This window comes from Natronoarchaeum sp. GCM10025321 (assembly GCF_042663585.1).
In the GTDB taxonomy this organism is placed as follows: domain Archaea; phylum Halobacteriota; class Halobacteria; order Halobacteriales; family Natronoarchaeaceae; genus Natranaeroarchaeum.
The window spans coordinates 312,352-336,275 of record NZ_JBHTAN010000001.1 but is presented as its reverse complement, the minus strand read 5'-3'; the positions used below and the strand labels follow the sequence as shown (position 1 = coordinate 336,275).

Sequence of the window (23,924 nt, the reverse complement as noted above, 5' to 3'; positions counted from 1 at the left end):
CTTACATTCGAATACGCTAGGTTGTGGCTGCGTGCGCAGCGAAGCGAGCAGGGAGCGGAGGGTGGGGAGGCGGGGCCTGGGTCGGTCCGGCACACAATAAAAAAGAAGGTCGCCTCACCTGGCTACGCGTCCCACCACCGACCGCGCTCTGGGAACATAACGGTGCTCCACCCAGTGACGGCCAATGAGACACGCCCCTCGTACCAGTTCCGGGACGCCCCGTGAATGCGAACGCGCTCACCTTCTTGGAGCCACTTCGCGTTTGACGCCTCCCAGATCGTCACTCGTGTTCGCCCACTGTCGTCCGCAATGAGCCCGACTTGCGCTATGTTTGGATGCGATGGATCCCATAACGTCTCGACCCGCCCGTCGATGGTTACCTCGTTTCGAGCGACCTCCTCGAGCTCTCCGATCGGGACTGCATGGCCACGCGCCCTCTCGCACGCTTCGAGCACGCTGACGACCGCGCCAGTGATGCTCTTGCCACCAACGATCGCCTCGCCCAATCGTCGACTGATCGCCGCTCGGGACCAGCCATCGAGCTTGTTCGCTAACCTTCGGGAGTGTTTGTTCACGGCCGCCAGTTCCTCCTGTGCGAGTTCAGCCCTGGGATCGTCGCGCTCTGGATCGGCCCTCGGATCCACGCTCGCCGCCCGCTTCTGGAACTCTGCACGCCGCTCAGTGCTCCGCTTCGCCGCGATATCTCGCGTGCGCTGCTCCCGACCATCCTGTGGTCCCAGCTCGGCCTGGGCACTGATGCGCTCCAGTTCGGCTTCCCGCGCCCGAATGCGCTCTTCCTGTTCGAGGGTGACACCGTGAATCCGGTCCTCGCTCGTGTCCGCGATCCCATCCGGGTGGTTCGCATCCACCTTCGCCTGCGTCTCCTGCTCAACTGTCGCCCCGAACGCCGGCGTCTCGTCGACGACCGGGAAGCCATCCTCATCGACCGCCTGCTCGTCCGCGTTTTCGAATGCCTGTTCATCCACCGTAACGACCTTGCTACTAGAGTTGTTACTTGACATTGGATCTCACCAAAGACCGAAGGCGTTCACGCGCCACCACCGCGATGCTCGTACATCGCGGTTTTCCGACGACAATGACCGACAGAACCATCTGCGCGCTCTCGCTCGCGCCTTCGCGAGCGCCCTCCTGGGCGCGAGCGAGAGCGCCAAAGGAAGGCCACCCAACCAGCACCGCGCGCCAGCGACCCGCCCGGAGCGAGCGGCCAGCACTCAAGCCGGTTTCGTGTCCGTCGACCGAGTGACCAGCGGGAGCGACGGAGACGCAACCGAAAGCGAGCTTGGTGCTGGCGCCGAGGGCACATGCATTTTAGCCCGGAACGCGGTCGAGCGGAGCGAGATCGCGCCAGCCCGGAATGGTCGGTCGCGAGCGAAGCGCGGCGCGAACATCGTGAGCGCCGCGATGCGAACGGTGACCGGAGGGAGCCGTGAGCAAGCGGAGGGCGGCAGCGGCGAGCGGGGCGGGCCGTCACGTACATACCTGTCTAGCCGGCCACGTTGCTCGGCCAGCCATCTACCGTCCTGGCGGACTCAGAAAGGGTGAGGCCGCCTCGGCCACCGGGAGACACCGTCTCCCGAGCTCACGACGCAAAGCGCCGTGAACGTCCCCCGACCCCGCAAGCACCGCAGGGACGAGGCGCACAGCGGTGTTCTCGTGAGCCGTGCGGGACCGGAGGTCCCGCTGGAAGCCGGCGCTACGCGCCGGCGACGAAACAAACGAGGGCAGCGAGACTGCGTCTCGCGCGGTCGCGGGACGTCGAGCGGCCGAGGGCTTTCACAGAGTTATGTCTGGGACTCTGTATTCAGCTCGCTAAGAACCCGGGTCGCGACCGTTCCAATTCGAACCCCATCGAGTGCAGCAACATCGTTGTTAGCAGCGGCGGTCCGAAAGAGGACGCCGTCAACAAGAATCAGGCGGATGACCGCTCGGACGATTGCATCCCCGTAACGGTCGACTACCGTGGCTATCGTAGCATCGAGATGCGCATCCGGGTGATTCGTTCGTGGATCTGTAGCCCGTTCGAGCATGCGTTCACAGACCGTATTAACGGACGCGTGCATTGGGTTACCAGTTGGCTCCTGGACATCGTACATGGGGACATGGTCGGTCATTCCTTGGTCGGTGGTTCGAGGTAGGTTTCGAGAGCGTCGACAACGGTCCGGACGAACGACTCATTCAGGCGACCCTGCCGCCGGACGATCGCGGCGTGCTTTGGCGACGCAACAGCCCACGGTGAGGCGTAGCTCTGCCGAGGCATTCCGCCCTCGACCCAGTCGGCGTCCTCGAGAGGAATCCCTTCGTCGTGGGGGGTGGTCGTCAGCGTGACCGGCATGTACTCCTCGTCGCCGAACGGATGGCTGTCATTGTTCAGGATCAGCCACGGCCGCGGATTTTCACCCGACTTGAACGGATCCGGCCCCCAGACGACATCGCCGCGCTGATAGGTCATTCAGTATCCTCGTCGTCGACGGCGTGCTCCAGCCACTCGTCCATGTCCTCCTCACCGAAGCGGTCGTTTGCGGCGCGCGAACTCTCGACCATACTGGTGTAGGCGGCCACGTCGTCGGCTTCACCGAGGGCCCAGTAGTTGCCTTTGTGGCGAACGAGCCCACGCTCCTCGAGGCGCGAGAGAACGACGCTGATGCTCCCGGCTTTCACGTCGGTCGCTTCGCGAATCTCGCTCTGGGTGAACGCCTGGTTAGGGTGGGCGGCGAGGAACCGCATCACGCGGTCGGCATTCGTCTCCCCACCATTCTGGAGTCGGTCTTCAGGGGAGGATTCGAACGTCTCGATGTCGATGGGCATATGTATTTCTTTGTCAGTAAGTGTATTAGATGTATCGACGTATTTCTAGATAATACAATTTAAAGACATTTGAGGAGATGCGGGAGATGCCTACTGCTCAACCATATGCTTCTCAAGATCGCGTGTCCAGTACGTCGCCAGCCCGCCCGGGCTACAGTGTTCGCACAGCTGCAACGGGCCTTCGAGGTGGCCGAACTCGACGCGGAACCGCGTCAGTGCCGCGAGGGCATCGACGACCAGCCCCCACCCGTCACAGGCGACGTGATCACGCTCGTCGGGATCCGGTCGCGTCTGGATGACGCAATCAACATAGATCGGGTGAGTGACCCGCTCGTCTTGGCCCCAAGTATGGACCTCGCCAGTCTCGGTGCTGGACGGAGCGTCGCAGAACGCACAGCCGACGAGCGTCAGCTGCATCACTTGCCCTCCGCATCGACGTCGCGATCGGCCGTCCAGCCCCGGTGGAAGACGGCCAGCTGCGTCGATGAGTCGAATGCGGTGCCGCTCGGCTCGTGAACCAGAACTTGGTTTTCGGGAACGGGTGCAACGACGTCAGCGTCGATGAGCTCGCTGATAAAATTGCGAGCTGTCGTGTTGTCGACGTCTGCCGTCTCGATGCTAGCTATGTTGTGGTCCTGAGCGAGTAGCTTTCGCTCGAATTGTTCGCAGTCGGCACTTGTGTCGTCGTGGGGATCGGGACCTCTCATGATGAATCACGCTGCCCACACTGTTGCGCGCTGCACGCATCTTGGCGCGAACAAACAGGCCGTGTACAGCAGTGTTCAGTCGGTGTTAGTTGAGTTGCCGAAGCATATGTATACGATGAATACAAAGTATACAGCATGGGAACGATCTCGGCACGCGTGCCTGATGAGTTAGAGGCTGAACTCGAGGCCTATCTCGAGGACGAGAGTCTTGATCGTAGTACTGCGGTCCGGAAGCTCCTTTCTGAGGGCCTCGAAGAGTGGCGTCGCGAACAGGCACTTGACCAACTTTCGGCTGGTAAGATCACGTTCAATAGAGCGGCCGAACTGGCGGGGATGTCTGTCTGGGACTTCGCTCAGCTCGCCAAGGAACACGATATTACGTGGGTTGCTGACGACCATATCGACGACGACCTCGAGGCATTGTGAATGTGGGTCTTCGACGCGACGCCGCTCATCTACCTCGCGAAAGTTGATCGACTCGCGCTGGTTCAACATCTGAATGAACCATGTGTGATCCCCGAACGAGTCTATGAGGAGGTCGTCACAGCAGGTATCGAAGCAGGATATCCGGATGCCCGCCGCATTGAGCAGAGGGTCGAAACTACTCTATTCGACATTGAATCAGTTGAGACAACCCCGCTACTTTCGCAGCTGCAGTCGAATCCAAACCTCAGTGAGGCCGACGCCGCTGTCCTGACCTGTGCTGATGCTCACGACGGTGTAGCTGTGATGGATGAAACGTATGGTCGCGACGTTGCAGCGATCGAAGGGATCACGACTCGCGGAACAGCCTTTCTCATCTTGAAGTTCGCACAGTCCAACGCAATCTCCGTCGATGAAGCTCGGACAGTGATCGATGCAATGATTGATGAAGGCTGGTACTGTGCCCCTGATGTCTACACGAAGATCCTACGAAAACTCGATTCGTTCTCCGAGCAAGAGTGAAGTCTAGCTCTACAATAGCTCCTTATTATATACTCCGCCGTCCAGTCCGGACACACTCCCAACAGGGAAGCCGATCCGGATCGTCCGAACACTGACACTGGTCCGGCCTGCCTGACTCTCGCTCCGTCTCGCTTTCGAGAGAGACTTCCCCACCGTCGGCACGGACCTGCCGCTCCACAGCGGCGTCGACGATCGGCTGGCGAATGGCGACCGCAACCCGGTGCTTGCAGGCGCCCTCGTAGTGTTCATCCGCTGGACACTCACAACTGGCTGGCACGCCATTCTCGACAGTCACCACGTACTCGTGAGCTGTTGGATCGGCGTGACTACAGTTCCGAACGCGGACGCCGTCTGGGACAAGCTCGAACTCGTAGGCCTCGTACTGGGCACGCTTTGCAACACGGTCGGTGTACGAAAGGTGCTCAAGTGGATGCATTGTGGCCCTACTCAGAGCGCCTCTCGTAGTGCGTCTCGATGGGATCGCAGCGTGGTCGTCGAGACATCCGCCGCGTTCGCAACCGCAGCTTGTGTCAGGGCCTGCCCCGCCTCGCACGCCGCCAGGTAGATGCACGCTCCAGCGACGCCGACCGGATTGCTGCCGATCGTGATTCCGGCTGACTCCGCTGCCTCTGCGAGGCGCTCGGCACGTCGGCGTACCTGCGCCGATGCATCCAATTCCGAGGCGAGCCTGGGCACGTAGGCGTTTGGCCCCATCGGCTTCGTCGGGAGTTCGAGTTCAGCGTTCAGCGTCCGGTAGGAACTCGCAACCCGGTTCTGTATGACCCGGGCGACACAGGCCACTGTGTCGAGTGTTACCGGATGCTGGAGACACCTCGCGGCCCCGTACACGCTGGCTGCCGCAATCCCATCGACTGACCGCCCCACGAGGAGATCTGCCGAATGTGCCCGCCTGAAGATGACGCAGGCCCGATCTCGGACAGTTTCGGGAAGCTCCAGCGCGCTCGTCACGCGACGAACCTCGCCGAGTCCGTGGCCAAGGTTGCGCTCCGCTTTCGAGCGCCACTGTGCCCGCTTGTGCTCGCGTCGAAGCCGGTGGACCTGTCGCCGTCGTCTCGGGGATTGTGTCGTCGAGCGTTCGCCCCCGTGGCCGATCTCCGTTGAGAGCCCTCGGTCGTGCCGAGTCACCGTGAGCGGCGCACCAGTGCGCGCTCGCTGGTCGTCATCGATCGGTCGCCACTCCGGCCCGGGGTCGATCCGTTGCTCGTCGACGACCAATCCACACGACGCGCAGACGCTCTCGGTTTCGCTCGGGTGCACTGCCCCACTGCATTCGGGGCACTCGTCTGTGGTTGGTCTACTCTGTACGTCTTCGTCGAACGTCGTCTCGTAGATATCTCTGATCGCCATCGAAATCACCGAACAATCGAGGAGACGCTTTTGAACAGGTCCCCTCACTCATCAGGGGACAACAAACCTACTGCGAACTCACCGGGGTCGTAATTCCCTGTCTCGGCCTTGTTGAAATCTTCAACTAGTGATAATTCTCTACAGCAGTGCTGAATATAGACGGTGAATGCAGCACAACGACCTTATTTGTTTCACGTTAAATCCGGTAAACTACCCGCTCAGTAGCTGTGCGAACTGTTCGGTGAGGATACTAACAGGTGAGAATAATATCGGTACTGGTATGCAAGATACAATGCGCGGGCCGGTCACCGAAGAGATTCCCGATTATGGACTGAACTCCACAACGAGAGGGGCATGGTCACTACAACTGAAGCCCTCATGTTCGTACCAACACTCCTGCGGGTTGAGGTCGGTCGAAGCTATCATATGGTCAAATCGCTTTCCTTCAACCTCCGCTGGTGACACAGCTAACGGTTCCTCCGTTTGGGTAGCGTGACTCACGTCCAGAATATCCAAATCGCCGTAACCGTGTTGCTCCCGGAATACGTCAACCATCCCCTTTTCCTCTAATCCACGTAGAATATTCATTTCAGCCTCTACCCACCGTTCGGCGATGTTCCCTTCATCCTCGTACCGCCAAGGAATGATCGTCCCATCTGCCAACTCTCGATTCGGGCTATTGAAATCGCCCGCCAAAATACAAGGCATACTGCTCCCTTTCACGATTCGATTGTACGCATTTTCCAGAATCTTGATTTTCTCCTCACCATGCATACTGCCCGGCACCGCCCGCACATTCCACAACTCAAGCGTAGTATCTCCGAGTGAAACTTTGGCGTTCAGGATTTTTTCAGGAACGTTCGTATCCCAATCCTTCAGATCTGCCCCCTCCCATGGCCCATATCGGATGCTCGCCGACATCCGCTCAAGATTGCTTGCAGGACTCGTTTTGTGGACAGCGATCAAATTACCGTTCACGTGATTGTAATCTTGATGGGGTGGGATAGTGCTTTCACGCAGTTCTGCCGCCCATTCTAATGAATCAACACTCTCCCCGTATCCAATTTCTGCTAAGAGGTCTCGCCAACGCTCTCGCTGAATCGTCGTCACCTCATTCAACAACACAATATCCGGCAGGCCCGCACTATCCTCAAGATATGTTACTTGATTCTGGATTCGCTCGATACTCCCGTTCGGTGGAACCGCACCCTGGACATTCCACGATAACACCCGCAACGCAGTACCGGGACCCATACTCGTATTCTATCTCCGTTGAATGTAAACACCCCTCACGGAATACAACAGACTTTCCCTAGTCGTCGATTCTAACGTCGAAACTGACCCTTCTGCCGATCACCAGAGCAATGGGTAAATCGTTGAATATATCCTCTGCATGTTTCACCGAGGTTCTGATGGATTCCAGATAGGTGGTCACTCGTCGCGGTATGTGTGGACCCTGTATCGACCGAATTAGTCTGATCGAATTTGTAGGCGATTCCATGTCAGATTCACGCCCCATATTCAACACGTCGCTCCTGTCTAATGAAGAAGATGTCAACAGAGCCTCTATTTCCAACGTGTTTAACCAACAAAATGCGCCTCCCAACCAGTAGTGTTGGTTAAACCTGTGATGACGCCCCTACAGGACGTGCGTCGGCTTTACCGTGAAGATATCCGGTTTGATCGTCTCACTGTCGCCGCTTGATCCGGCTACACTCGACGGCGATCGAGTGAGCCACGCGACGAGCTCATCTCGTGTAGTCTGCCGGGGGACGGTGGTCTCATGCCAGCCCAGCCGGTCGTCGAAGTACCGCTTCCGAAAGCGCTTGCCGACGTCGTCGATGGTCACGTACTGGGTGCGCTTCGTGCGTCCCACCTGCTGCTCGACGAGTACTGCCCCTACGTCCTCATGCGTGAGTTCGACGAGAGCACACTCAACGAGCGCGACGATCGACACACGATCACGGTCGTTCGGAACCGTAAGCTCGAGGTCCGACCACGGGCCCTCATCATCAGGATTGGTTGACTCTCGATGCGTCGTCTGTGTCTGGGTCGTACGTTCTAAAGCCATCGTCTCTCGGAGGGCACGTGATGTTCCCCTCCACCCCTGGTGGGGGCGATAAACACCACCGGGAGCCACTCGCTCAATCTATCCACTAAATCTGATACATCTCGGAATCCACACGTCTGGGGCGGCCCCTCGGCCCGAGAGAGCCAGCGGCCTTCGCACATTGCATATCGCCTCTTCCTTTGGACGAAATCCGCGATATGCAAGGCGGTATCACGCCTGCAGATCGTAGAAAAGCCCCGTCGGGCCGATTTGAAGCAGTAGAAAACACCTCGACGAGTTCGGGGATAATTCTAGGATTCCAAAAATTGCTCGACGGCGGGGTAATAATGGTGATATCGGGCGTATCTGGATTTCTTCGGTTCGCTGCTCCACATGTTCGGGGCACCCCGAGGACCCCCTGCTCAGTACTTCTGAGTGTGAAACATCCCCGATTCCCACGATTCCGGTCGTGTTAGCCGCTGAAAATTGCCAGACGGGGATTCAGAAGGATCTGATTCTGGTCTACAACCCAATCCTCAAAATTCTGAGGGAAGTCTGGCTCCGATGAAATAATAAAAGTCTGGCAGACCTAACGTGCCGAATGTAGAGGATGAATTCCGCACATCCGTAACGATAGGGTACAGCGTTAACCGTAGGGGTCGTAGCCAACGATAATAAGCTGTGATATTGTTACTTAATCACATGGTCAAATGTGCTCGATGCGGACGTGATGTGGATGATCTTCAAAGTATCTCGCCAGATGCTATCACGAAGGAACTAGTCGACTCAATCGATCACGGCAAAGAAGACTTTGCCGGGGAGGGTGACCTGAAAGTTTGCGCCGAGTGCATGGATGAATTGAAGCGAGACTGAAAACAAAGCGGGTATGCTTACTGACTATTTTAGCACGATCTGGAGTACAGGATTCGCGCGTTCTATCTTGTATGCCCACATCGATCTGCCGATATGCTGTCAGGTACTGCATGACCGATATAGAGCCTGAATTCAGCAAGTCATATTTTGTTCTCTCGAGTACCGCTAAGACAGTTTCTCCAACATTTCGGTTACGCTGTCTTGAAGCCTCTCGGCGCGTTCAGCTGTTTCTCCCGGTCCGTGCTGGTCCTGTACGTAGAGGGACTCGAAATAGTAGATCAGATTCAACATGACATAGATTGGTTTTCGGTCGTCAAAGCCTCTCGGAAGCGAGCGGATAGATTCGTAGCCCCTTCGAAAGGCACGTTCCGTGTTCTCGGACCTGGAATCAAATGTCGGCATACACGTTCGCCAATAATCAAACTCACCCGGCGCCGCGATAGCGTGTTCGAAATCAACCATGCACGCCACACGATCATTGACCACTGCGACATGTTCCGGCGTTGCCCAGCCGTGACAACAGACTGGCTCGCCTGTGTTCTCGAAGGTATCCGGATGCTCACTCAAAAAGTCGATCACAGCATCTGCGATATCAACGTGGCCATGTCGAGCAAGGACTGGGCGATGGGAACGGACGTAATCAAGAGCGGCAGCATCCCATTCGTCGTATCCGGAGATCGTAACGCTGCCGTTCTGGGACCGGAACTGGCCATATCGTTCGATCACGTTGGCCGTCTCGGTATGTAACGTCGCCAGCCCTCGTCCGGTAGCATATGCCCACCCCTCGTCTGTAGGCTGACCCTCGTCGGGTGTCGGCGCATCGGGATGCCATGCGGCAACGTAGTAGTCATCCTCTGTCAGCAGAATCTCGGGGACTGGAACGGACGTTTGCTGGCCGACGAATGCGGTGACACCTCCTTCGATACCGGCGCTCCCTGTCAGCCCGGTATCACCCTTGTAGACCGCCCGGCGTCCGTCAACAGATACCTCGTACACCTCGTGAGGTGGGACATCGTGCAGCTGGCGAACGATTCTATGCGAGGCGAAGTGCTTCTCCAATTTCTTTTCAACTGTTGTCTTCATAGGTTGGTGCCAGGTGTCGGCTGGCGACCGGTCGTACGTAGCACAGTGCTACAGCTACGACCGGGAAAAGACAGTGTAACTTTCTGGAGCGGTATAAAAAAGATTACTGTTCGTAAACACCGCGCATTTATAACCACTCGTGGATGCGCGATATGCACCCTGTATTCAGCATGGCTACAACAAATTTTCAGTGACTGATAGTTTCAACAGAGCAGGAAATCTGTGGTTAAGAACTGCTCAGCAGATCCAGCTGATTCCTCGTCAACTTGCTCGTACATCTCATCCGGGAACGGGAGACTGCCCCAGATCGAGTAAGGGCACTGGTCTTGGCCGATACAGTAGCGCTGCAGATCGTCGTTGTCGCAGTTCATCGGCAACGGCGTGTCGCCGTCGATCGTGTTCGAGAACTCGTAGCGAACCTGGTACTCGGTCTCCTGCTCGTCGTACCACGGCCACCGGGAGAAGACGTTCTTGAGGTCCGCGACGATCTCGTCGAGGCTGCGGTCCTGATACTGCGGGAGCCACATCACCATTCGCGCGAAGTTGTAGAGGTCCTTCCGCACCGGCTTCTTCTCGTGCAACCGCTCCTCCATATTGGCCATACAGGGAAGTTCGAAGAGGTCCTCGATCTCCCGCCCCTCGATCTGTTCTGCGCCGGCCCCGGCTCGCCCGATCCGGTACGTGTTGACGCGCCCGTCGCGGTCGATCGTGACGGCCGAGTGGGATTCGTGGTCGGCCAGCGTCTTCGCGAGACTGCTCGGACTCGAGATCCAGTCCGTTACGGAGGATTCCCAGTCGTCATCGGTATCGTACGCGTCGACCGCCCGGTAGAGTTCTTTCGCGGTGTGGAACTCTCCCGTTTGCGCGACGTCGTCGGGGGCCTCACTCAGGGCTCGTCTGAGCACGCGGATCGTTCGTTCGCCACGATCCCAGTTCCGCCAGATCCGTTCGTGATGGCCCGTCTCAAGGAAGCGGTCGATCCGCTCCGTAATCGCGGACTCGTTCGTGGTCAACCACGTTAGCTGGTCGTCAGAGAGGCCGTCCTCCTGCACCCGCAAGAGCTTCTTGAACGCCCGCTCAGCGTAGTCACGATACTGTCTGTCGAAATCACCGACCGGGACGTACAGGTGGTTGTCTTTCACTCGCGTCAGTATCTCCTCGCCGTCGTCAATCCCCGTCGATGCCTCGCCCTCCCGAACGAGACAGTTCCGTGACGCCGCCGCCATCGGGATTTCGAGGTACAGACCATCCCCGAACTCCGGCATCTCTGCGATGCCCGTACAGACCCGTCCCGGATGCGGGCCATCCTCGCCGGGCTCTTTGCTGTACAGGACGTCGGCGATGTCCTGCTGGAGCGACCCATCGCCGTGGGCGCGGATGAGTGAGGCGAGGTTGTTGACGTACAGCTCCCGGATATCGTAGAGCACCTGGATGTTCCGGGCCGATGCGTGCTCGAACTTCGGATGCTTCTTAACACAGGTCGCGCTTAACGTGGCGAGCACGGCGAGGGTCCCTGGTTCGTCGACGAACGGTTCCTCGGCGGCGTCGGCGCGAACCTGCTCTTTGAACGCGGCCGTCCCGAACCGCTCGATATCGTTCACAAGGTCCTCGGGTTGATCCTCACCGTCGACGACGTATCGGTTGTAGCCACGCGTAAACAGTTGGTTGATACGGGTATCACCGTTCTCCAGCGGGAGTGCCGCAACTCGATACGCCATGTCCTCGTCCTCGGTAGGCGTACTGGGACTCATTCGTCGATCACCTTGGGCGTCGCCGACCGGACGTCGAACTCCGGGCTCTCGATGGGTTGGACGATGCTGCAGACGTCGGCGTGAAGCGAGTAAGGCAGGCGGGCGACACGCCGGCGGTCGGCCGTCACGACGGGGTCGATGGGAATCTCGTAGGTCTCGAGGAGGAGGTCGTTCAACACTTCGCGACTCTGTTCGTCGTACCGATGTGCGGAGTCGGTATCTAGAAGGTAGACATGGACACCTTGCCCGCTGTATACGACCATCGTCTCCTCGGCGTCGAAGTCGTCCGCAAAGATGTCGCGCACCTCGAACCCGTACTCGATGGCGCGGTCGACATCCTCGAAGGCATACGGATACCCCTCGGGAGCGGCGTCGAGGATCCCTGCGGCGTCGAGGAGCGCATCGTCGTCCCGGTTGCCGAGGTCCTCCGAGACCATGTCCGCTGCTCGGTCCCTGGCGATCTCTTTCGCGTCGATATCGATCAGGAGAACCCACGGCCGCTCCCAGTGATCCAGTGCGTAGTAGACGGCGTCGGGCCGTGGATCCGGTTGCTCCAGTACCTCCGGGTCAGCGAGCGCGAACTTGCTTCGGCCGAGGGGGTCGCTGCGAGCCGGGTGCCGAATGAACTCCACAACGTCCTCGAAGTCGCCGAATTCGGGGATCATCCGTTCCCCGGATGCATCCGTCTGCCACGTATCCCGGCGGATGAAGTCCTTGTCAGGGACGGCGTCTTTGCGAACCGGGTGCGGCTCTCGAAAGGCGACGGCGTACTGTTTCGGGCCGGTCGACGTAATGAATCCGGGGAGGTTGTCGATGTAGCGGGGGAACTCCTCGGCGTAGTACGCGTATATCTCCTCGCAAGTCGCTTGTCGCCACGTCATTGGTTGACCTCCCGATCGAGATTCTTGAACCCTCGAACGGTGGTCATCCCCGCTGCATCGAAGTCCGCCACAGCGTCTTGGATCGTCGAGAACGACCGGGCGTCCCGTCCGCTGACGCTCTCTTCGAGCCGGTCCGCGTCGGCCAGTCGGTCCAGCACTTCGACGGCCGTCTCTCGGTTGTTGAACGCCCAGATTGCGTCTGCGTCTACCGACCGCAGCTTCTCGTAATCGTTGACCGGTGCGTGGGTGTTATTGCTCGGGAGTTCTGCTTCCCCGACCCAGACGAGTTCACCACCCGCGTCGAATCCGGCGACATCGACCTACTGGTGAATGTCGACAAAGACAAAACTGCTGCCCACCGGGCCGTCCAGTCAGTCGTCAGTGATCTCGAAGACCAGCGGTTCGAAGGGGACAGAAACACGTTCCAGCCACTCGTCGAATCGACGGACAGCGTCCGACGAATTGGCGACCAACTCCGCCCGCAGTTCGACGACTGGATCATATTGGTCGGCTCCGACCAATTCACTGAGATCAAAAGGAGGTGTGCGCGGATGGCGAATGGCGAAATACGGGACCAATTAATTGCCGCGGGACGGAACTTTGAGACCACAACCCCGGCACGATCGAGGAGGGGTTGGACGTCGACCTCGCCGAACGGAAAGACGGGATCCCAATCCGATTATCAAAATGCCGACGCCACTCCGCTATCTACTGTCTTTCTTCGACCACGAGTACCCGTAGATCGTTGACGTTCGTTCCGGTCGCTCCCGTTCTGAGCAAGGCGGTGGCGTTCTCGAGTACCGGATAGGCATCGTTCCGGCTGAGTGCGTCTCTGGCCGCCGTATCGTCGACAGTGTCGGCGTCCGCTATGGCGCCGGCGGCATCGGTCGCACCGTCGATCCCGTCTGTGTCGACCGCGGCGACGACTGCTGGGACACCGAGTTCGACCGCTCCGCTCAGGACGAACTCCTGATTCGGCCCCCCCTGTCCGTAGTCGTCGCCGAGCGTGACGGTCGTCTCGCCCCCCGAGAGGACGATCGCGGGCGTCTCGATCGGGTCGCCCATTGTAGCGATCTCCTCAGCAACGGCGGCGTGGGTCTTCGCGGCCTCGCGGGCCTCTCCTCGAACGCGAGCGGAGAGGACCATCGTCTCGTAGTCGTGCTCGGTCGCAACCTCGCGGGCGGTATCCAACGCAGTGTGTGCACTCGCCACGACGTGCACCGCAGCGCGATCGAACGACGTGTCGTCCGCCGTTGGCGTTTCGGGAAAATCACCGCCTGCGCCCGCACGGAGGTGCTCGCGAACCGGGTCCGGGACATCGACGTCACGGCGGTCGAGCACGTCGAGCGTGTCCCGGAACGTCGTCGAATCCGGTGAGAGCGGCCCGCTGGCGATCACTGCGGGATCGTCGCCGACGACGTCGCTGATCGCCAGTCCGACGACGGTCGCCGGTGCCACAGCGCGGGCAAGCCGTCCACCCTTGATCGCCGAGAGGTGTTTCCGGACGGCGTTGATCTCCTCGATCGGCGCTCCGCTGGCCAGCAGGGCATCCGTCGTTGTCCGGAGGTCAGCAAGTGATAGCTCGCCCGCAGGTGCGGGAAGCAGTGCGCTGCCTCCGCCCGTGATGCAGCCGATCACGAGGTCGTCCGATCCGACGCAGTCAGCCAGATCGAGGACACGGGCGGCGCTCTCGACGCCGCGCTTGCTTGGCACGGGATGATCGCCCGGAAGCACCTCGACGTGTTCGGTCTCGACGGGATCGTCCGTCACCACGGCACCGCCGTCGATGCGTTCGCCCAGCAGCGCTTCGAGCGCTGCGGCAAAGTGCCCAGCGGCGTTTCCCCCGCCGAGCACGAGAACCCGCTCGTAGGTGTCGAGCTCGTATGTCGCGGTAGCGCCGTCGACGCTCCTCACTGCCAGTACGGCCTCGTCGAGCGACAGCGTATCGCTGACGACGGTCCGAGGATGAGCCGCCTCGATCCCGGCGGTGAGACAGTCCAGCGCGACGTCTGCAGCGTCGCTGGACGCCAGCGCCGATCGATTCTCGATGGAAATCCTGTGTGCGTTCATACGTCAGGTGTGCGGATCAGGACTGCGCCTCGCGCTTGAGCAGTGCCGTCAGGAACTCGGCGTGACACCACGCTAGCGGCGCAGCGAAGGAGATGACGTCTCGCTTCTCGAGGGCGGCTGCCATCTCGTTGTACGCCGTGCGCATGTGGCCCAGTTCTTCCGCGATGCGGTCGAACGGAACGTCCCGGAGCACGTCGTTGTCGAACTCCTTCTCGAAGTCCATGCCCGTATCCCACTCCTGTTCGACGAACTGCTCGAAGCGCTCGCGCGTCGAGAGGTGTTCTGGAATGTGACCCGCCGCGTCGGCGTGGCCGGTGATCGTCAAGAGCACCTCGTCGCCCTGCTCGCGCTCGCCACGGTCGTAGCGGAACTGCGCATGCCAGGCCGTGTACTGCATCCACGGTCCGTTGCCGCCGTGCTGGTGGACGTCGTGATCGCGGTGGAAACCGCGGAACCGCTGAAGCCCGCCAAGTCGCGGGTCCTGAAGGCTCGCTACCGCCCGCTCGCCCGCCCGCTCGATGTGCTCGCCGAACACCTCTTCGAGCCCGAAGTAGGCAGGTGCGAGCAGCGTAATATCCGGGCGTTCGTCGCGCTCGCCGTCGGGGGTGTACCGGCGCGGCACGGGGGTCCCGTCGACGGCGAAGCAGCGCTCGATGCCCGGTTCCAGCAGGGATCGAAGCTCGTCGACCCGCTCGGCGATGTCGTCGAGGGCGCCCGTATCAACGCCTCCAGCCCTATTCTCGGTTCGGGCGACATCCCCCGCTCGCCCGGCGGCTTCGATCCGGTCGAGCGCGTCGGCCGCCTGCTGTACGGCGGCGAGGAACGCGCAGTTCACCCACAGCGTGTAGCCGGACTCGATGGCTCCCTCGTGGATGCTCGTCGTGCTCTCGATCAGGTGGGCGTTGGCGTCGTACAGTTCCGAGCGGGCGACCCCCACTGCGGCGTCGATACACTCGACTGCGTCCGACAGGAACGCCTCGTCCGCCGATTCGAGGTCGTCGGACGCGTCAAGTGCAAGCACCACGTGCGAGATGATCCTGATCCCGTGGGCGACGTTGTCCTCCTGGCGGTAGATCGACTGGTCGGTGCCGTCGAGCCCGTACCGCTGGTACCACCGGCCGTCGTCCTCGACGGCGATCAGAAAGCGGGCCGCCTCGACAATACGGTTACGGCAGGCGTCCGGCCTGACGCCGTGGCGAAGCGCCGTCAGCCAGGCGCGCGTGATCGAGGCGACGTCGCGCGGGTAGACGTAGGGGTACCGGTTGTCGGGATCGCTAGCCAGGGGCACCGCGCCGTCAACGTCGGCGTCGTAACTCAGCTCGTCCAGCACGTCGAGATGGAATGCCGGGTCGTCGATCGGCGCGTCGACATGCTGGGAAACGATACTGTCCGTCGTCGGCTGCTGCGAGTGTTTCATAGGTAGGGAAAGCGGGGGATTAGCCGCGAGTGATAGGTTGCGTGTCGGTGCGCTCACCGCTGACACCGCGCGTCTTGATCGAAGCCGTCGTCTCCGGATCGAATAGATAGACGTCTTCGGCGGCGATTCGGGCCGTCACCTCGTCGTCCGGGTCGGGGTAGATGCCCGGCGGCACGCGCGCCGTCAGCGACCGGTCACCGACGTCGAGATAGACGAAGTTGTCGTTCCCCTGATACTCGGTGACCGTGACTGTCGCGGGGAACCGAGAGCCGTCGGTCGCTTCCTCGGGCAGTTCGTCGAGGTGGAGATCTTCGGGCCGGACGCCGAATCGGACCGACTCGCCACCGATGTCGTCCTCGAGGGCCTCGCGGGGAACCTTGCCGAGCGTAGTGCCTCCGACATCGATGGCGTACCCATCCTCATCCTCGCGGGCGACGGCGTCAAAGACGTTCATCGCCGGACTGCCGAGGAACGCGCCGACGAACTCGTTGTTCGGGTGATCGTAGGCGACTTCCGGCGGGTCGACCTGCTGGACGACGCCGTCGTTCATGATCGCGATCCGGTCGGCCATCGTCATCGCCTCGGTCTGGTCGTGCGTGACGTACACCGCGGTGACGTCGAGGTCCGACTGGATGCGCTGGAGCTCCGTGCGCATGTGTGACCGGAGTTTGGCGTCGAGATTCGATAGCGGCTCGTCAAGCAGGAACACGTCCGGGTCGCGGACGATCGCCCGGCCCAGTGCAACGCGCTGTTTCTGCCCGCCGCTCATCGCCTCGGGCTTGTCGTCGAGTAACTCCTCGATGCCCAGCATCTCCGCGCTCTCGTGCACTTGTCGTTCGCGCTCGTCGGCCGACATGTCGGTCGAATGCTTGAGCCCGTAGCCCATGTTCTGGCGGGCGGTCATGCGCTTGTACAGCGCGTAGCTCTGGAACACCATCGCCACGTTCCGCTCGCTTGGCGCGAGGTGTTGCACTTCTCGGTCGGCGATCTCGATCGTCCCCTCTGTCACCGTCTCCAGGCCGGCGATCATCCGCAGCGTCGTCGACTTGCCGCAGCCCGAGGGCCCGACAAGGACGAGAAACTCGCCGTCCTTGACGGTCACGGACACTTCGTCGACGGCGGTCTCGGTTCCTTCGGCGTCGTCGTAGATTTTCGTGATGTCGTGTAGCGTGAGTTCAGCCATCGGTAGTCACCTCCGGGTGATCGTGGTCGCCGTCGGGCGCTTCCCTGCCCGCCGCCCTCCCTGTCGGCGTCACGACCGTCGAATCGCCGCTGTGACGAACGTCGTAGCGCCGCCCGTGGCAGTGGAGCGTCACCTCCGTCGTTCCGAGCCCTTGCCCGGAGCCGAAGCCAGTGACAGGCTCGACGGTCGGCATCCCCGACTCGATACCGAGGCCGAGCGCGGCCTGGGCGAAGCCGAAGGCGCTCCCGGCGCTCCAGGCAGCCGGCTCGCAGGAATCGGGGTGGCGGGCCCGGCCCGCGTCCACGTCGACGTCGTCGAGGCCAACCAGCAACTCGGGGAACCCCCAGTGGCCGGGATCGGCGGTCGCGCCGGTCTCCAGTGCGTTCAGTCCCCGCCCAACCAGTGCCGCGGCGGCGTCGGCGCGATCATAGCGCGCACAGCCCATCGCGGCGATGCTGGTATCGTGCGGCCAAACGCTGCCGCGATGGTAGGACAGCGGGTCGAACGCGTCGTGGGACGCAGAGTACGTTCTGAGTCCAGCGTCGGTTAGCATATCCGGCGCCAACAGCCTCCCGATCGCGTCGTCAGCACGCTCCGGTTGGACGATCCCGCTCCAGAGCGCGTGGCCCTGGTTCGAGGCGACGGCGTCGACCGCGCCATCGGCGTCGAGCGCGAGCGCGTAACATTTCTCGTCAGGCAGCCAGAACTCCCGATCGAACGCCTCGCGGAGGCGCTCTGCGTGCTCGGTCAGCCGCTCCGCAAGCCGGTCGTCACCACGGGCCGCCGCGAGGTCGGAGACGCCGCGGAACGAGCGGTAGGCGTACCCCTGTACTTCCGCGAGCGCGATGGGCGGCGTCGCTGGGGTGCCGTCAGGCCGTGCGATTGCCCTGTCGCTGTCTTTCCACCCCTGGTGGGTGAGCCCGTGCTTGTGGTCGTGTGGTTCGTACCACACGAATCCGTCTTCGTCGCCGGTCGTGACCGTCCACTCGACGGCCCCGAGGGCAGCGTCGTACAGTTCGTCGGTGATCGCGTCCTCGCCGGCCCACTCAGCGTAGGCGGCGACGAGCGCCGCGAACAACGGCGTCGCGTCGACCGTCCCGTAGTACGGCGATCGGATCGACCGGCCGAGCGCCGGCAGATCGCCCCGTCGCCCCTCGTGGGGGATCTTGCCCGGTTCGGCGAGCGTCTCGGGATCGGTCGTCGAGGCCTGCCGCCCGGCGAAGTAGGTCAGCACCCTCCGGGTCAGTTCCGGGGCGAACGGCAGCGTCTGGAAGCCGACCAGCAGTGCGTCCCGCCCGAACGGCGCGACGAATCGTGGCGCACCCGCAGCAGGGACACCCTCGGGCAGCAAGAGCGCCTGCAGGGTGTCGGCCGCGGCGTCGAACAGTCCAGGGTATGACGTCATCGATACCGACGGATCGAAGGACAGGTCGACCCGGCCGCGCGTCGGCCCGAACCGTGCCATTGCGACGACCGACGCCTCCTCTCCCGGCGCTATCCTGAGCGTCCGGCTGACCGTCGTGCGGACGGCGTCGGCTGCCGTCTCGGCCGTGCTGTCGCTCGTTCCTGCCAGTTGGACTGTTGCGCTTCGGGTCGTCCCGTCCGGCGACGTACCGGCTAGTCGGCTGCCGCCCTTCCAGTCCGTCGCGCTCAGGTCGCGATGGACCGGGTCGCGCGGCGTAAAAAAGCCCGGAGACTCGAAGACGTGCCGGAAGTCGGAAGCAGCGGTCAGTTCGACGTCGACCACGCGCTTCTTCGGCGTGTAGTTCCGGAGTGTCGTCTCGACGGTCATCACGTCGCCGTCGATGGCGACATTCTTCTTTACCAGGAACTTGCGGGCATCGCCTCGACCTTCGCCCGGCGCGGCGCCGATCAGCACGGTCGTTACGCCGTCCGGACCGGCCCGCCGGTCGAGCCGGTCCCAGCCGTTCTCGGGCTCGTCGTGGTCGGTTACTGCCACCTCAAACTCGCCGAGGTACTGCGTGTCGTTGGCGTACACGCCAGTTTCAGCGCGATCGGACCGGACGTCTCCGTACTCCCCAACGACGCAGACGGCGCCGTCGCGGACCGCCAGGGCGCAGCCGTCCGGGATCATCTGATCACCTCGCCGTCGGCGCCGAACTGGTGGACTGCGTCGTCCGGCAGTTGGAGCGTCACGGTCGACCCGGAACTGACGGCGCCGGGCCGGTCGCGCAGTCGTGCGGTGACCCAATCGCCGCCGCAGTCGACCTCGATCTCGTAGGCGTTGCCCAGCGGCTCCACGACGAGCACCTCGCCGTCGAGCTCGTACGCCCGACCGGCGCTGGCCTGCTGGCCGCCCTCCTCGGCGATTGTCACGTCCTCCGGTCGGATGCCGACGGTCGCCGTGCCCGAGAACGGGTCGTCGAGCCCGGTCACGGAGCCGTCGGCGTCGCCCCGCTCGAGACGGTCGGGATCGAGGAAGTTCATCGACGGCTCTCCGAGGAACCCGGCGACGAACTCGTTGACCGGGTTCTCGTAGACCTCCTTCGGCGTCCCGATCTGCTGGAGTTCGCCGTTGTTCATCACGGCGATCCGGTCGGCCAGGCTCATCGCCTCCTCCTGGTCGTGGGTGACGTAGACGGTGGTCGTGCCGAGGCGCTGCTGGAGGCTGCGTAGTTCCGAGCGGGTCTGGACCCGGAGCTTGGCGTCGAGATTCGACAGGGGCTCGTCCATCAGGAACGCTTTCGGCTCGCGAACGATGGTTCGTCCCAGTGCGACGCGCTGGCGCTGGCCGCCGCTGAGCTGGCCCGGCTTGTTGTCCAGTAGGTCGTCGATCTCCAGCAGTTCTGCGGTCCGGCGGATCTGTTCGTCGGCCTCCTCCTCGCTGACGTCCATCTTCGCGAGCGGGAAGGCGAGGTTCCCCCGAACGGTCTTGTGGGGGTACAGCGCGTAGCTCTGGAACACCATCGAGAGGTCCCGCTTCTGGGGCAGCCGTTCGGTGACCTCTTCGCGGCCGATCTCGATGCTGCCCTCGGAGGGTACTTCCAGTCCAGCGATCATCCGCAGCGTCGTCGACTTGCCACAGCCTGAGGGGCCCAGCAGGACGAGCAACTCGCCGTCCCGGACCGTCAGGTCGAGGTCCTTGACTGCGACGAGGTCGTCGAACCGCTTCGTGATGCCCCGGAGTCGGACCTCCGAGTTCTCGTCAGAGCTAAGTGAGGCGGCGTCCGCGGCGTCGGCGGCGGTAGGGGTGCGTTCAGTCGCCATGTTATCCCTCCACCGCCCCGAAGGTCAGGCCCTCAACCATGAACTTCTCCAGGTAGGTGAACATCACGATCAGCGGGATGCTCGTCAGCAGCGACGCCGCCATGATTTGGCCCCAGACCTGCCGGAAGCTCGAGGACAGCGCCTCGATGCCGATCGGCAGCGTGAACACGCTCTGGGACTGGAGGAAGATGCTGGCGAACAGGTACTCGTTCCACGCGATCATGAACGTGAAGAAGAACACGGCCACGATCGCGGGTGCCGATAGTGGCAGCGTGATCTTGAAGATCACTTCTAGCCGCGAGTAGCCGTCCATGATCGCCGCCTCCTCGATCTCCTCCGGGATCGACCGGAAGTAGTTGCCCAGCATGTACAAGGAGACAGGCAGCGTCTGAACCAGGTACGTGATGAACAGGCTGGCCAGCGAGTCGACGAAGCCGAGCCAGACGATCACCTGGAACATCGGCACGACCAGCAGAATGCCCGAGAACATATACACCATCAGGACGCCACGGGACATGATCCCGCGCCCCCGGTAGTCGAGTCGGGCGAAGCTGTACGCGCCGAACGTGGCGACGAGCACCGACGCTCCCGCGGTAGTCGTCGCGATGACGAAGCTGTTCTTGAAGTACGTCAGGAACGGGAACGTCTCCGGCCCGAACACGGTCCGGTAGTGTTCGAGCGTCAGATTCTGTGGGATTAGCGTCGGCGGCAGCGTGTACAGGCTGGACTCGGGTAGCAGACTCGCCAGCGCCATGTAGTAGAACGGGAACAGCGTGATCAGTAGCGTCAGCCCGAGCGCGACGTAGAACACGACGCGTTCGGCGAGTGACGTCTCGAGCGTGCTCTCGCTGAGCCCGAGCGCAGTCTTGAACGAGTCGACGACGTGTCGGTAAGTGGATTGTTTCGTACTCATCGTATCACCAGTCCAGCGCCCAGGCGACGTACGCGAGGACGAACACGATGAGCGCTACGAATAGCACCATCGAGATCGCGGCCGCCTGTCCGTGATCGTAGTTTGCGAACGCCACCTGGTACGCGTAGATCGGTAGCGTCTCGACGCGACGGGTTAGTAGCCAGATATCCGCGAACTTGTTGAAGTTCCAGATCCACCGCAGCAAGAACACCGTCGCCAGGATGTACTTCAGCTCCGAGAGCGTGATGTCCTTGAACTGCGCGAACTTTGAGGCGCCGTCGATCTTCGCTGCCTCGTACATGTCGCCGGGAATCGCCTGCACGCGCGCGATCAGCATCAAGAACGCGAACGGGAAGTATCGCCAGGCGTCAATGAGGATCACCGCCCAGATCGCGGTGTCGCCGTTGCTCAGAATGTCTATTTGGCCGGCATACAGCCCTAACACGTCGCTGCCCAGGAACGGGAGGACGCCGTATAGCGGGTCGAGCATGAACCGCCAGACGAAGGCAACCGAGATCAGCGGCGCGACGTAGGGCAACAGCACCATTCCACGGAGGTACCGACGACCCCGGAACGAGCGATTGAACAGCAACGCGGCCCCGAGGCCGCCGAGCGTTGCCAGGGTCGTGCTGAAGAACGTAAACATGATCGTCGTCCGGAGCGCCGACCAGAACGCGCTGCTGCCGAACAGATCGTAATAGTGCTGCAGTCCGATCCACTGTGGCGCCTCGTCCGGCCGCAGCGGTACGATGGTGAAACTCAGGTAGACGTTGTACAGCACCGGATAGAGGATCACAGCAGCGATCAACAGTAACGCCGGTGCGATCAGCGCGTACCCCAGCAACGCCTCCTTCTCCTCGATCGTTCGATCGCCGCTACGGGTTAGTGAGATCATAGTTCGAAATAGCTACGGGGGAGTCAGTTGATGACGTCGCGCATCTCGCTGGCGACATCGTCCGCGACCGTCTGGGCATCCTCGCCCTCGGAGACGCGCCTGACCGCCTGCGCGATGAGGCTGCGACTCGTGATGTCGCCGAACGCGGGGATCATCTGGCCGTCGACGTAGCCGAACCGCTCGATGTTGTCGAACGCCCCGGAGATGTTACTCAGTGTCTCCTGGCCCCACTCCTGGAGCGTCTCGTTGTCGCGGTAGGCCTCGCTCTCGGCCGTCGACGTGAGCACGGGGTTCATTCCGCCGGGAGCCATGTGCAGGAAGTCGACATACTGGTCGCCGCTGAGCACGTGCTCGACGTACGCTTCGGCGGTCTCGCGATTGGCGTCCGAGGCCGTATCGAGGATGTTGAACAGGACGAGCTGGCCAAACGAGCTGCGCCGATCGCGCTCGATGTACGGTGCGAACGCCGTGTCGTCCGCCATCCCATCGGTGTTGCTCGAAACGTCGCCCATGATGTACGACGAGTACATGATCATGTGACACTGCTCGTTGAGGTACGTGTTGTTAGCCGTCTCAAACGTGTTGGCACCGGGCGGACTGAACTCCGCCAGCGAGCCGTAGAACTCGAGCGCCTCCACCATCGCGTCGCTGTCGAACACGATTTCCCCGTCGCTGTTGAACACTCGCGCGCCGTTTGAGCGAGCGTAAGGGGTGAAACACTGCCGCGCAAACGGCGTCTCGTCGGAGCCGACGACGATGCCGTACTCATCGTTGTCCGGGTCATGTAGCGTCTCCGCGGCGTCGAGTATGGCGTCCCAGGTGGTCGGCGCGTCCAGCCCCGCATCGTCGAATGCGCTCTGGCGGTACCAGAACCCCTGCACCCAGCCGTGTGCCGGCACGGCCAGCAGGTTCCCGTCGCTTGAGGTCGCGAGCGATAGCGCGCCCTCGGCGAAGTCGTCGCGCCCGATGCTATCGACGACTGATTCCGCCGACTCCGTCGATAGCAGGTCCTCGCTCCCGAGGTTCTGCATGGGGTCGAGCCCCCACTCGCCGAACGCGGGTAGCGTCCCCGATGCGGTCGCCGAAGAGATCTGGGTCGGCAGGTCCCCCTCCTCGACGGGGACCAGGTCGATCGTTCCGTCGCTCTCGGACTCGAAGCTCTCGATCAGGCCCTCGATCACCTCCTGGCGATCCTGCTCGACCTGCGTCGTCCAGTACGTCGTCTCGGTGTCTTCGTTATCGTCTCCGCCCCCACCTATGCAGCCCGCTAGTCCACCGGCGAGCATCGCTGCGCCGATCCCTTTCAGCACCGTTCGCCGTTCGCGTCCGGTCTTCGGATCTGTCATGGTTATCCATCATCAAATGTATGGAACAACCACTTAAATCTTTGGGCCACTGTATTCACTAGAGTAACTACTCAATTCACTTACGATCGAAACCGGCCGAATAGCACAGCAGAACGGTCCGAAACTCCCCGGTATCAAGCGCCAGCATCGTCCATCCGCTGGGACCCGCCCACTGCAATAGCGTCGCCCGGTTGCTCCGCGCTGCAGATCCCACGTCGGCGGCTAATCGTGCGTGTACCCCATGACGGTGTGACGGAGGTGAACGCCAAGATGCTGCTCAAAGGGCGGCTATCTAACGCAAACATATATACATTTGCTACTAGTTGGTTACTACAGTGAATACTGATTGCCCAGCTCCTCCGACCGCGACCGGCACGGCATCTAAGTC

Annotated in this window: 23 protein-coding genes and 1 pseudogene; 3 read left to right on the top strand and 21 right to left on the bottom strand. The window is 61.7% G+C overall.

Annotated features, from left to right (window positions below):
* Nucleotides 1–122: 122 nt before the first annotated feature.
* On the bottom strand, nt 123–1,022 hold the full coding sequence (locus tag ACFQL3_RS01565) for an SOSS complex subunit B family protein (RefSeq protein ID WP_377050807.1): 900 nt from the start codon (nt 1,020–1,022) through the stop codon (nt 123–125).
* 300 nt (nt 1,023–1,322) lie between these two features.
* Here ACFQL3_RS01565 and ACFQL3_RS01560 point away from each other — a divergent pair, with 300 nt between their 5' ends.
* Nucleotides 1,323–1,451: a hypothetical protein gene (locus ACFQL3_RS01560; protein ID WP_377050805.1), complete on the top strand. Its 129-nt coding sequence runs from the start codon at nt 1,323–1,325 to the stop codon at nt 1,449–1,451.
* A gap of 677 nt (nt 1,452–2,128) precedes the next feature.
* Here the strand turns inward: ACFQL3_RS01560 and ACFQL3_RS01555 are convergent.
* From ACFQL3_RS01555 to ACFQL3_RS01540, 4 genes are all read right to left on the bottom strand, one after another.
* The gene (locus ACFQL3_RS01555; RefSeq protein WP_377050803.1) at nt 2,129–2,470 is read right to left on the bottom strand and encodes a type II toxin-antitoxin system PemK/MazF family toxin; all 342 of its coding nucleotides are present in this window, start codon (nt 2,468–2,470) and stop codon (nt 2,129–2,131) included.
* Entirely contained in the window at nt 2,467–2,826 is a 360-nt protein-coding gene (locus tag ACFQL3_RS01550) for a MarR family transcriptional regulator (protein WP_377050801.1), read from the bottom strand. The genes ACFQL3_RS01555 and ACFQL3_RS01550 overlap by 4 nt, the downstream gene beginning before the upstream one ends.
* 90 nt (nt 2,827–2,916) lie before the next feature.
* Complete coding sequence (locus tag ACFQL3_RS01545) at nt 2,917–3,243, bottom strand: DUF7558 family protein (protein ID WP_377050799.1); 327 nt, start codon at nt 3,241–3,243, stop codon at nt 2,917–2,919.
* The gene (locus ACFQL3_RS01540) at nt 3,243–3,533 is read right to left on the bottom strand and encodes a hypothetical protein (RefSeq protein WP_377050797.1); all 291 of its coding nucleotides are present in this window, start codon (nt 3,531–3,533) and stop codon (nt 3,243–3,245) included. The genes ACFQL3_RS01545 and ACFQL3_RS01540 overlap by 1 nt, the downstream gene beginning before the upstream one ends.
* 135 nt (nt 3,534–3,668) lie before the next feature.
* Between ACFQL3_RS01540 and ACFQL3_RS01535 the strand changes: the two genes are divergently transcribed.
* Nucleotides 3,669–3,959 (top strand): UPF0175 family protein, encoded by a 291-nt coding sequence (locus tag ACFQL3_RS01535; protein WP_377050795.1) that lies wholly within the window; start codon nt 3,669–3,671, stop codon nt 3,957–3,959.
* Complete coding sequence (locus tag ACFQL3_RS01530; protein WP_377050793.1) at nt 3,960–4,478, top strand: DUF3368 domain-containing protein; 519 nt, start codon at nt 3,960–3,962, stop codon at nt 4,476–4,478.
* A gap of 25 nt (nt 4,479–4,503) precedes the next feature.
* On the opposite strand, the gene ACFQL3_RS01525 is transcribed toward ACFQL3_RS01530, so the two are convergent.
* The 16 genes and pseudogenes from ACFQL3_RS01525 to ACFQL3_RS01450 form a co-directional block, all read right to left on the bottom strand.
* Nucleotides 4,504–4,914, bottom strand: a complete 411-nt coding sequence (locus ACFQL3_RS01525) for an SWIM zinc finger family protein (protein WP_377050791.1) — start codon at nt 4,912–4,914, stop codon at nt 4,504–4,506.
* Between the two features lie 11 nt (nt 4,915–4,925).
* Entirely contained in the window at nt 4,926–5,846 is a 921-nt protein-coding gene (locus ACFQL3_RS01520; RefSeq protein WP_377050789.1) for a transcription initiation factor IIB, read from the bottom strand.
* Between the two features lie 324 nt (nt 5,847–6,170).
* Nucleotides 6,171–7,100, bottom strand: a complete 930-nt coding sequence (locus tag ACFQL3_RS01515; protein ID WP_377050787.1) for an endonuclease/exonuclease/phosphatase family protein — start codon at nt 7,098–7,100, stop codon at nt 6,171–6,173.
* A gap of 385 nt (nt 7,101–7,485) precedes the next feature.
* Nucleotides 7,486–7,917: a hypothetical protein gene (locus tag ACFQL3_RS01510; protein ID WP_377050785.1), complete on the bottom strand. Its 432-nt coding sequence runs from the start codon at nt 7,915–7,917 to the stop codon at nt 7,486–7,488.
* A gap of 1,017 nt (nt 7,918–8,934) precedes the next feature.
* A complete protein-coding gene (locus tag ACFQL3_RS01505) occupies nt 8,935–9,852 on the bottom strand; it encodes a phosphotransferase family protein (RefSeq protein ID WP_377050783.1) in 918 nt (305 codons plus the stop codon).
* Nucleotides 9,853–10,055: 203 nt separating this feature from the next.
* Nucleotides 10,056–11,603, bottom strand: a complete 1,548-nt coding sequence (locus tag ACFQL3_RS01500) for a primase-associated protein (protein WP_377050781.1) — start codon at nt 11,601–11,603, stop codon at nt 10,056–10,058.
* Nucleotides 11,600–12,484: a DNA primase gene (locus ACFQL3_RS01495; RefSeq protein ID WP_377050779.1), complete on the bottom strand. Its 885-nt coding sequence runs from the start codon at nt 12,482–12,484 to the stop codon at nt 11,600–11,602. The genes ACFQL3_RS01500 and ACFQL3_RS01495 overlap by 4 nt, the downstream gene beginning before the upstream one ends.
* Nucleotides 12,481–12,801, bottom strand: a pseudogene (locus ACFQL3_RS01490) (hypothetical protein); the annotation flags it as partial. The pseudogene ACFQL3_RS01490 and the gene ACFQL3_RS01495, both read right to left, overlap by 4 nt.
* 391 nt (nt 12,802–13,192) lie before the next feature.
* Nucleotides 13,193–14,554 carry a glycerate kinase type-2 family protein gene (locus ACFQL3_RS01485; RefSeq protein WP_377050777.1) on the bottom strand — a complete coding sequence of 454 codons (1,362 nt, stop codon included), beginning with the start codon at nt 14,552–14,554 and terminating at the stop codon, nt 13,193–13,195.
* A 16-nt stretch (nt 14,555–14,570) separates the two neighbouring features.
* Entirely contained in the window at nt 14,571–15,971 is a 1,401-nt protein-coding gene (locus tag ACFQL3_RS01480; protein ID WP_377050775.1) for a glucoamylase, read from the bottom strand.
* A 19-nt stretch (nt 15,972–15,990) separates the two neighbouring features.
* The gene (locus ACFQL3_RS01475) at nt 15,991–17,154 is read right to left on the bottom strand and encodes an ABC transporter ATP-binding protein (RefSeq protein ID WP_377050773.1); all 1,164 of its coding nucleotides are present in this window, start codon (nt 17,152–17,154) and stop codon (nt 15,991–15,993) included.
* Nucleotides 17,147–19,249 (bottom strand): MGH1-like glycoside hydrolase domain-containing protein, encoded by a 2,103-nt coding sequence (locus ACFQL3_RS01470; protein ID WP_377050771.1) that lies wholly within the window; start codon nt 19,247–19,249, stop codon nt 17,147–17,149. The genes ACFQL3_RS01475 and ACFQL3_RS01470 overlap by 8 nt, the downstream gene beginning before the upstream one ends.
* A complete protein-coding gene (locus ACFQL3_RS01465; protein ID WP_377050769.1) occupies nt 19,246–20,382 on the bottom strand; it encodes an ABC transporter ATP-binding protein in 1,137 nt (378 codons plus the stop codon). The genes ACFQL3_RS01470 and ACFQL3_RS01465 overlap by 4 nt, the downstream gene beginning before the upstream one ends.
* A gap of 1 nt (nt 20,383) precedes the next feature.
* On the bottom strand, nt 20,384–21,295 hold the full coding sequence (locus ACFQL3_RS01460) for a carbohydrate ABC transporter permease (protein WP_377050767.1): 912 nt from the start codon (nt 21,293–21,295) through the stop codon (nt 20,384–20,386).
* Between the two features lie 4 nt (nt 21,296–21,299).
* Nucleotides 21,300–22,190, bottom strand: a complete 891-nt coding sequence (locus ACFQL3_RS01455) for a carbohydrate ABC transporter permease (RefSeq protein ID WP_377050765.1) — start codon at nt 22,188–22,190, stop codon at nt 21,300–21,302.
* Nucleotides 22,191–22,213: 23 nt separating this feature from the next.
* The gene (locus tag ACFQL3_RS01450; RefSeq protein WP_377050763.1) at nt 22,214–23,536 is read right to left on the bottom strand and encodes an ABC transporter substrate-binding protein; all 1,323 of its coding nucleotides are present in this window, start codon (nt 23,534–23,536) and stop codon (nt 22,214–22,216) included.
* Nucleotides 23,537–23,924: the final 388 nt, after the last annotated feature.

What these genes read in the sequence shown, in the direction of transcription:
- ACFQL3_RS01565 (WP_377050807.1), bottom strand. Translation starts at nt 1,022, where the DNA reads ATGTCAAGTAACAACTCTAGTAGCAAGGTCGTTACGGTGGATGAACAG.
- ACFQL3_RS01560 (WP_377050805.1), top strand. Translation starts at nt 1,323, where the DNA reads ATGCATTTTAGCCCGGAACGCGGTCGAGCGGAGCGAGATCGCGCCAGC.
- ACFQL3_RS01555 (WP_377050803.1), bottom strand. Translation starts at nt 2,470, where the DNA reads ATGACCTATCAGCGCGGCGATGTCGTCTGGGGGCCGGATCCGTTCAAG.
- ACFQL3_RS01550 (WP_377050801.1), bottom strand. Translation starts at nt 2,826, where the DNA reads ATGCCCATCGACATCGAGACGTTCGAATCCTCCCCTGAAGACCGACTC.
- ACFQL3_RS01545 (WP_377050799.1), bottom strand. Translation starts at nt 3,243, where the DNA reads ATGCAGCTGACGCTCGTCGGCTGTGCGTTCTGCGACGCTCCGTCCAGC.
- ACFQL3_RS01540 (WP_377050797.1), bottom strand. Translation starts at nt 3,533, where the DNA reads ATGAGAGGTCCCGATCCCCACGACGACACAAGTGCCGACTGCGAACAA.
- ACFQL3_RS01535 (WP_377050795.1), top strand. Translation starts at nt 3,669, where the DNA reads ATGGGAACGATCTCGGCACGCGTGCCTGATGAGTTAGAGGCTGAACTC.
- ACFQL3_RS01530 (WP_377050793.1), top strand. Translation starts at nt 3,960, where the DNA reads ATGTGGGTCTTCGACGCGACGCCGCTCATCTACCTCGCGAAAGTTGAT.
- ACFQL3_RS01525 (WP_377050791.1), bottom strand. Translation starts at nt 4,914, where the DNA reads ATGCATCCACTTGAGCACCTTTCGTACACCGACCGTGTTGCAAAGCGT.
- ACFQL3_RS01520 (WP_377050789.1), bottom strand. Translation starts at nt 5,846, where the DNA reads ATGGCGATCAGAGATATCTACGAGACGACGTTCGACGAAGACGTACAG.
- ACFQL3_RS01515 (WP_377050787.1), bottom strand. Translation starts at nt 7,100, where the DNA reads ATGGGTCCCGGTACTGCGTTGCGGGTGTTATCGTGGAATGTCCAGGGT.
- ACFQL3_RS01510 (WP_377050785.1), bottom strand. Translation starts at nt 7,917, where the DNA reads ATGGCTTTAGAACGTACGACCCAGACACAGACGACGCATCGAGAGTCA.
- ACFQL3_RS01505 (WP_377050783.1), bottom strand. Translation starts at nt 9,852, where the DNA reads ATGAAGACAACAGTTGAAAAGAAATTGGAGAAGCACTTCGCCTCGCAT.
- ACFQL3_RS01500 (WP_377050781.1), bottom strand. Translation starts at nt 11,603, where the DNA reads ATGAGTCCCAGTACGCCTACCGAGGACGAGGACATGGCGTATCGAGTT.
- ACFQL3_RS01495 (WP_377050779.1), bottom strand. Translation starts at nt 12,484, where the DNA reads ATGACGTGGCGACAAGCGACTTGCGAGGAGATATACGCGTACTACGCC.
- ACFQL3_RS01485 (WP_377050777.1), bottom strand. Translation starts at nt 14,554, where the DNA reads ATGAACGCACACAGGATTTCCATCGAGAATCGATCGGCGCTGGCGTCC.
- ACFQL3_RS01480 (WP_377050775.1), bottom strand. Translation starts at nt 15,971, where the DNA reads ATGAAACACTCGCAGCAGCCGACGACGGACAGTATCGTTTCCCAGCAT.
- ACFQL3_RS01475 (WP_377050773.1), bottom strand. Translation starts at nt 17,154, where the DNA reads ATGGCTGAACTCACGCTACACGACATCACGAAAATCTACGACGACGCC.
- ACFQL3_RS01470 (WP_377050771.1), bottom strand. Translation starts at nt 19,249, where the DNA reads ATGATCCCGGACGGCTGCGCCCTGGCGGTCCGCGACGGCGCCGTCTGC.
- ACFQL3_RS01465 (WP_377050769.1), bottom strand. Translation starts at nt 20,382, where the DNA reads ATGGCGACTGAACGCACCCCTACCGCCGCCGACGCCGCGGACGCCGCC.
- ACFQL3_RS01460 (WP_377050767.1), bottom strand. Translation starts at nt 21,295, where the DNA reads ATGAGTACGAAACAATCCACTTACCGACACGTCGTCGACTCGTTCAAG.
- ACFQL3_RS01455 (WP_377050765.1), bottom strand. Translation starts at nt 22,190, where the DNA reads ATGATCTCACTAACCCGTAGCGGCGATCGAACGATCGAGGAGAAGGAG.
- ACFQL3_RS01450 (WP_377050763.1), bottom strand. Translation starts at nt 23,536, where the DNA reads ATGACAGATCCGAAGACCGGACGCGAACGGCGAACGGTGCTGAAAGGG.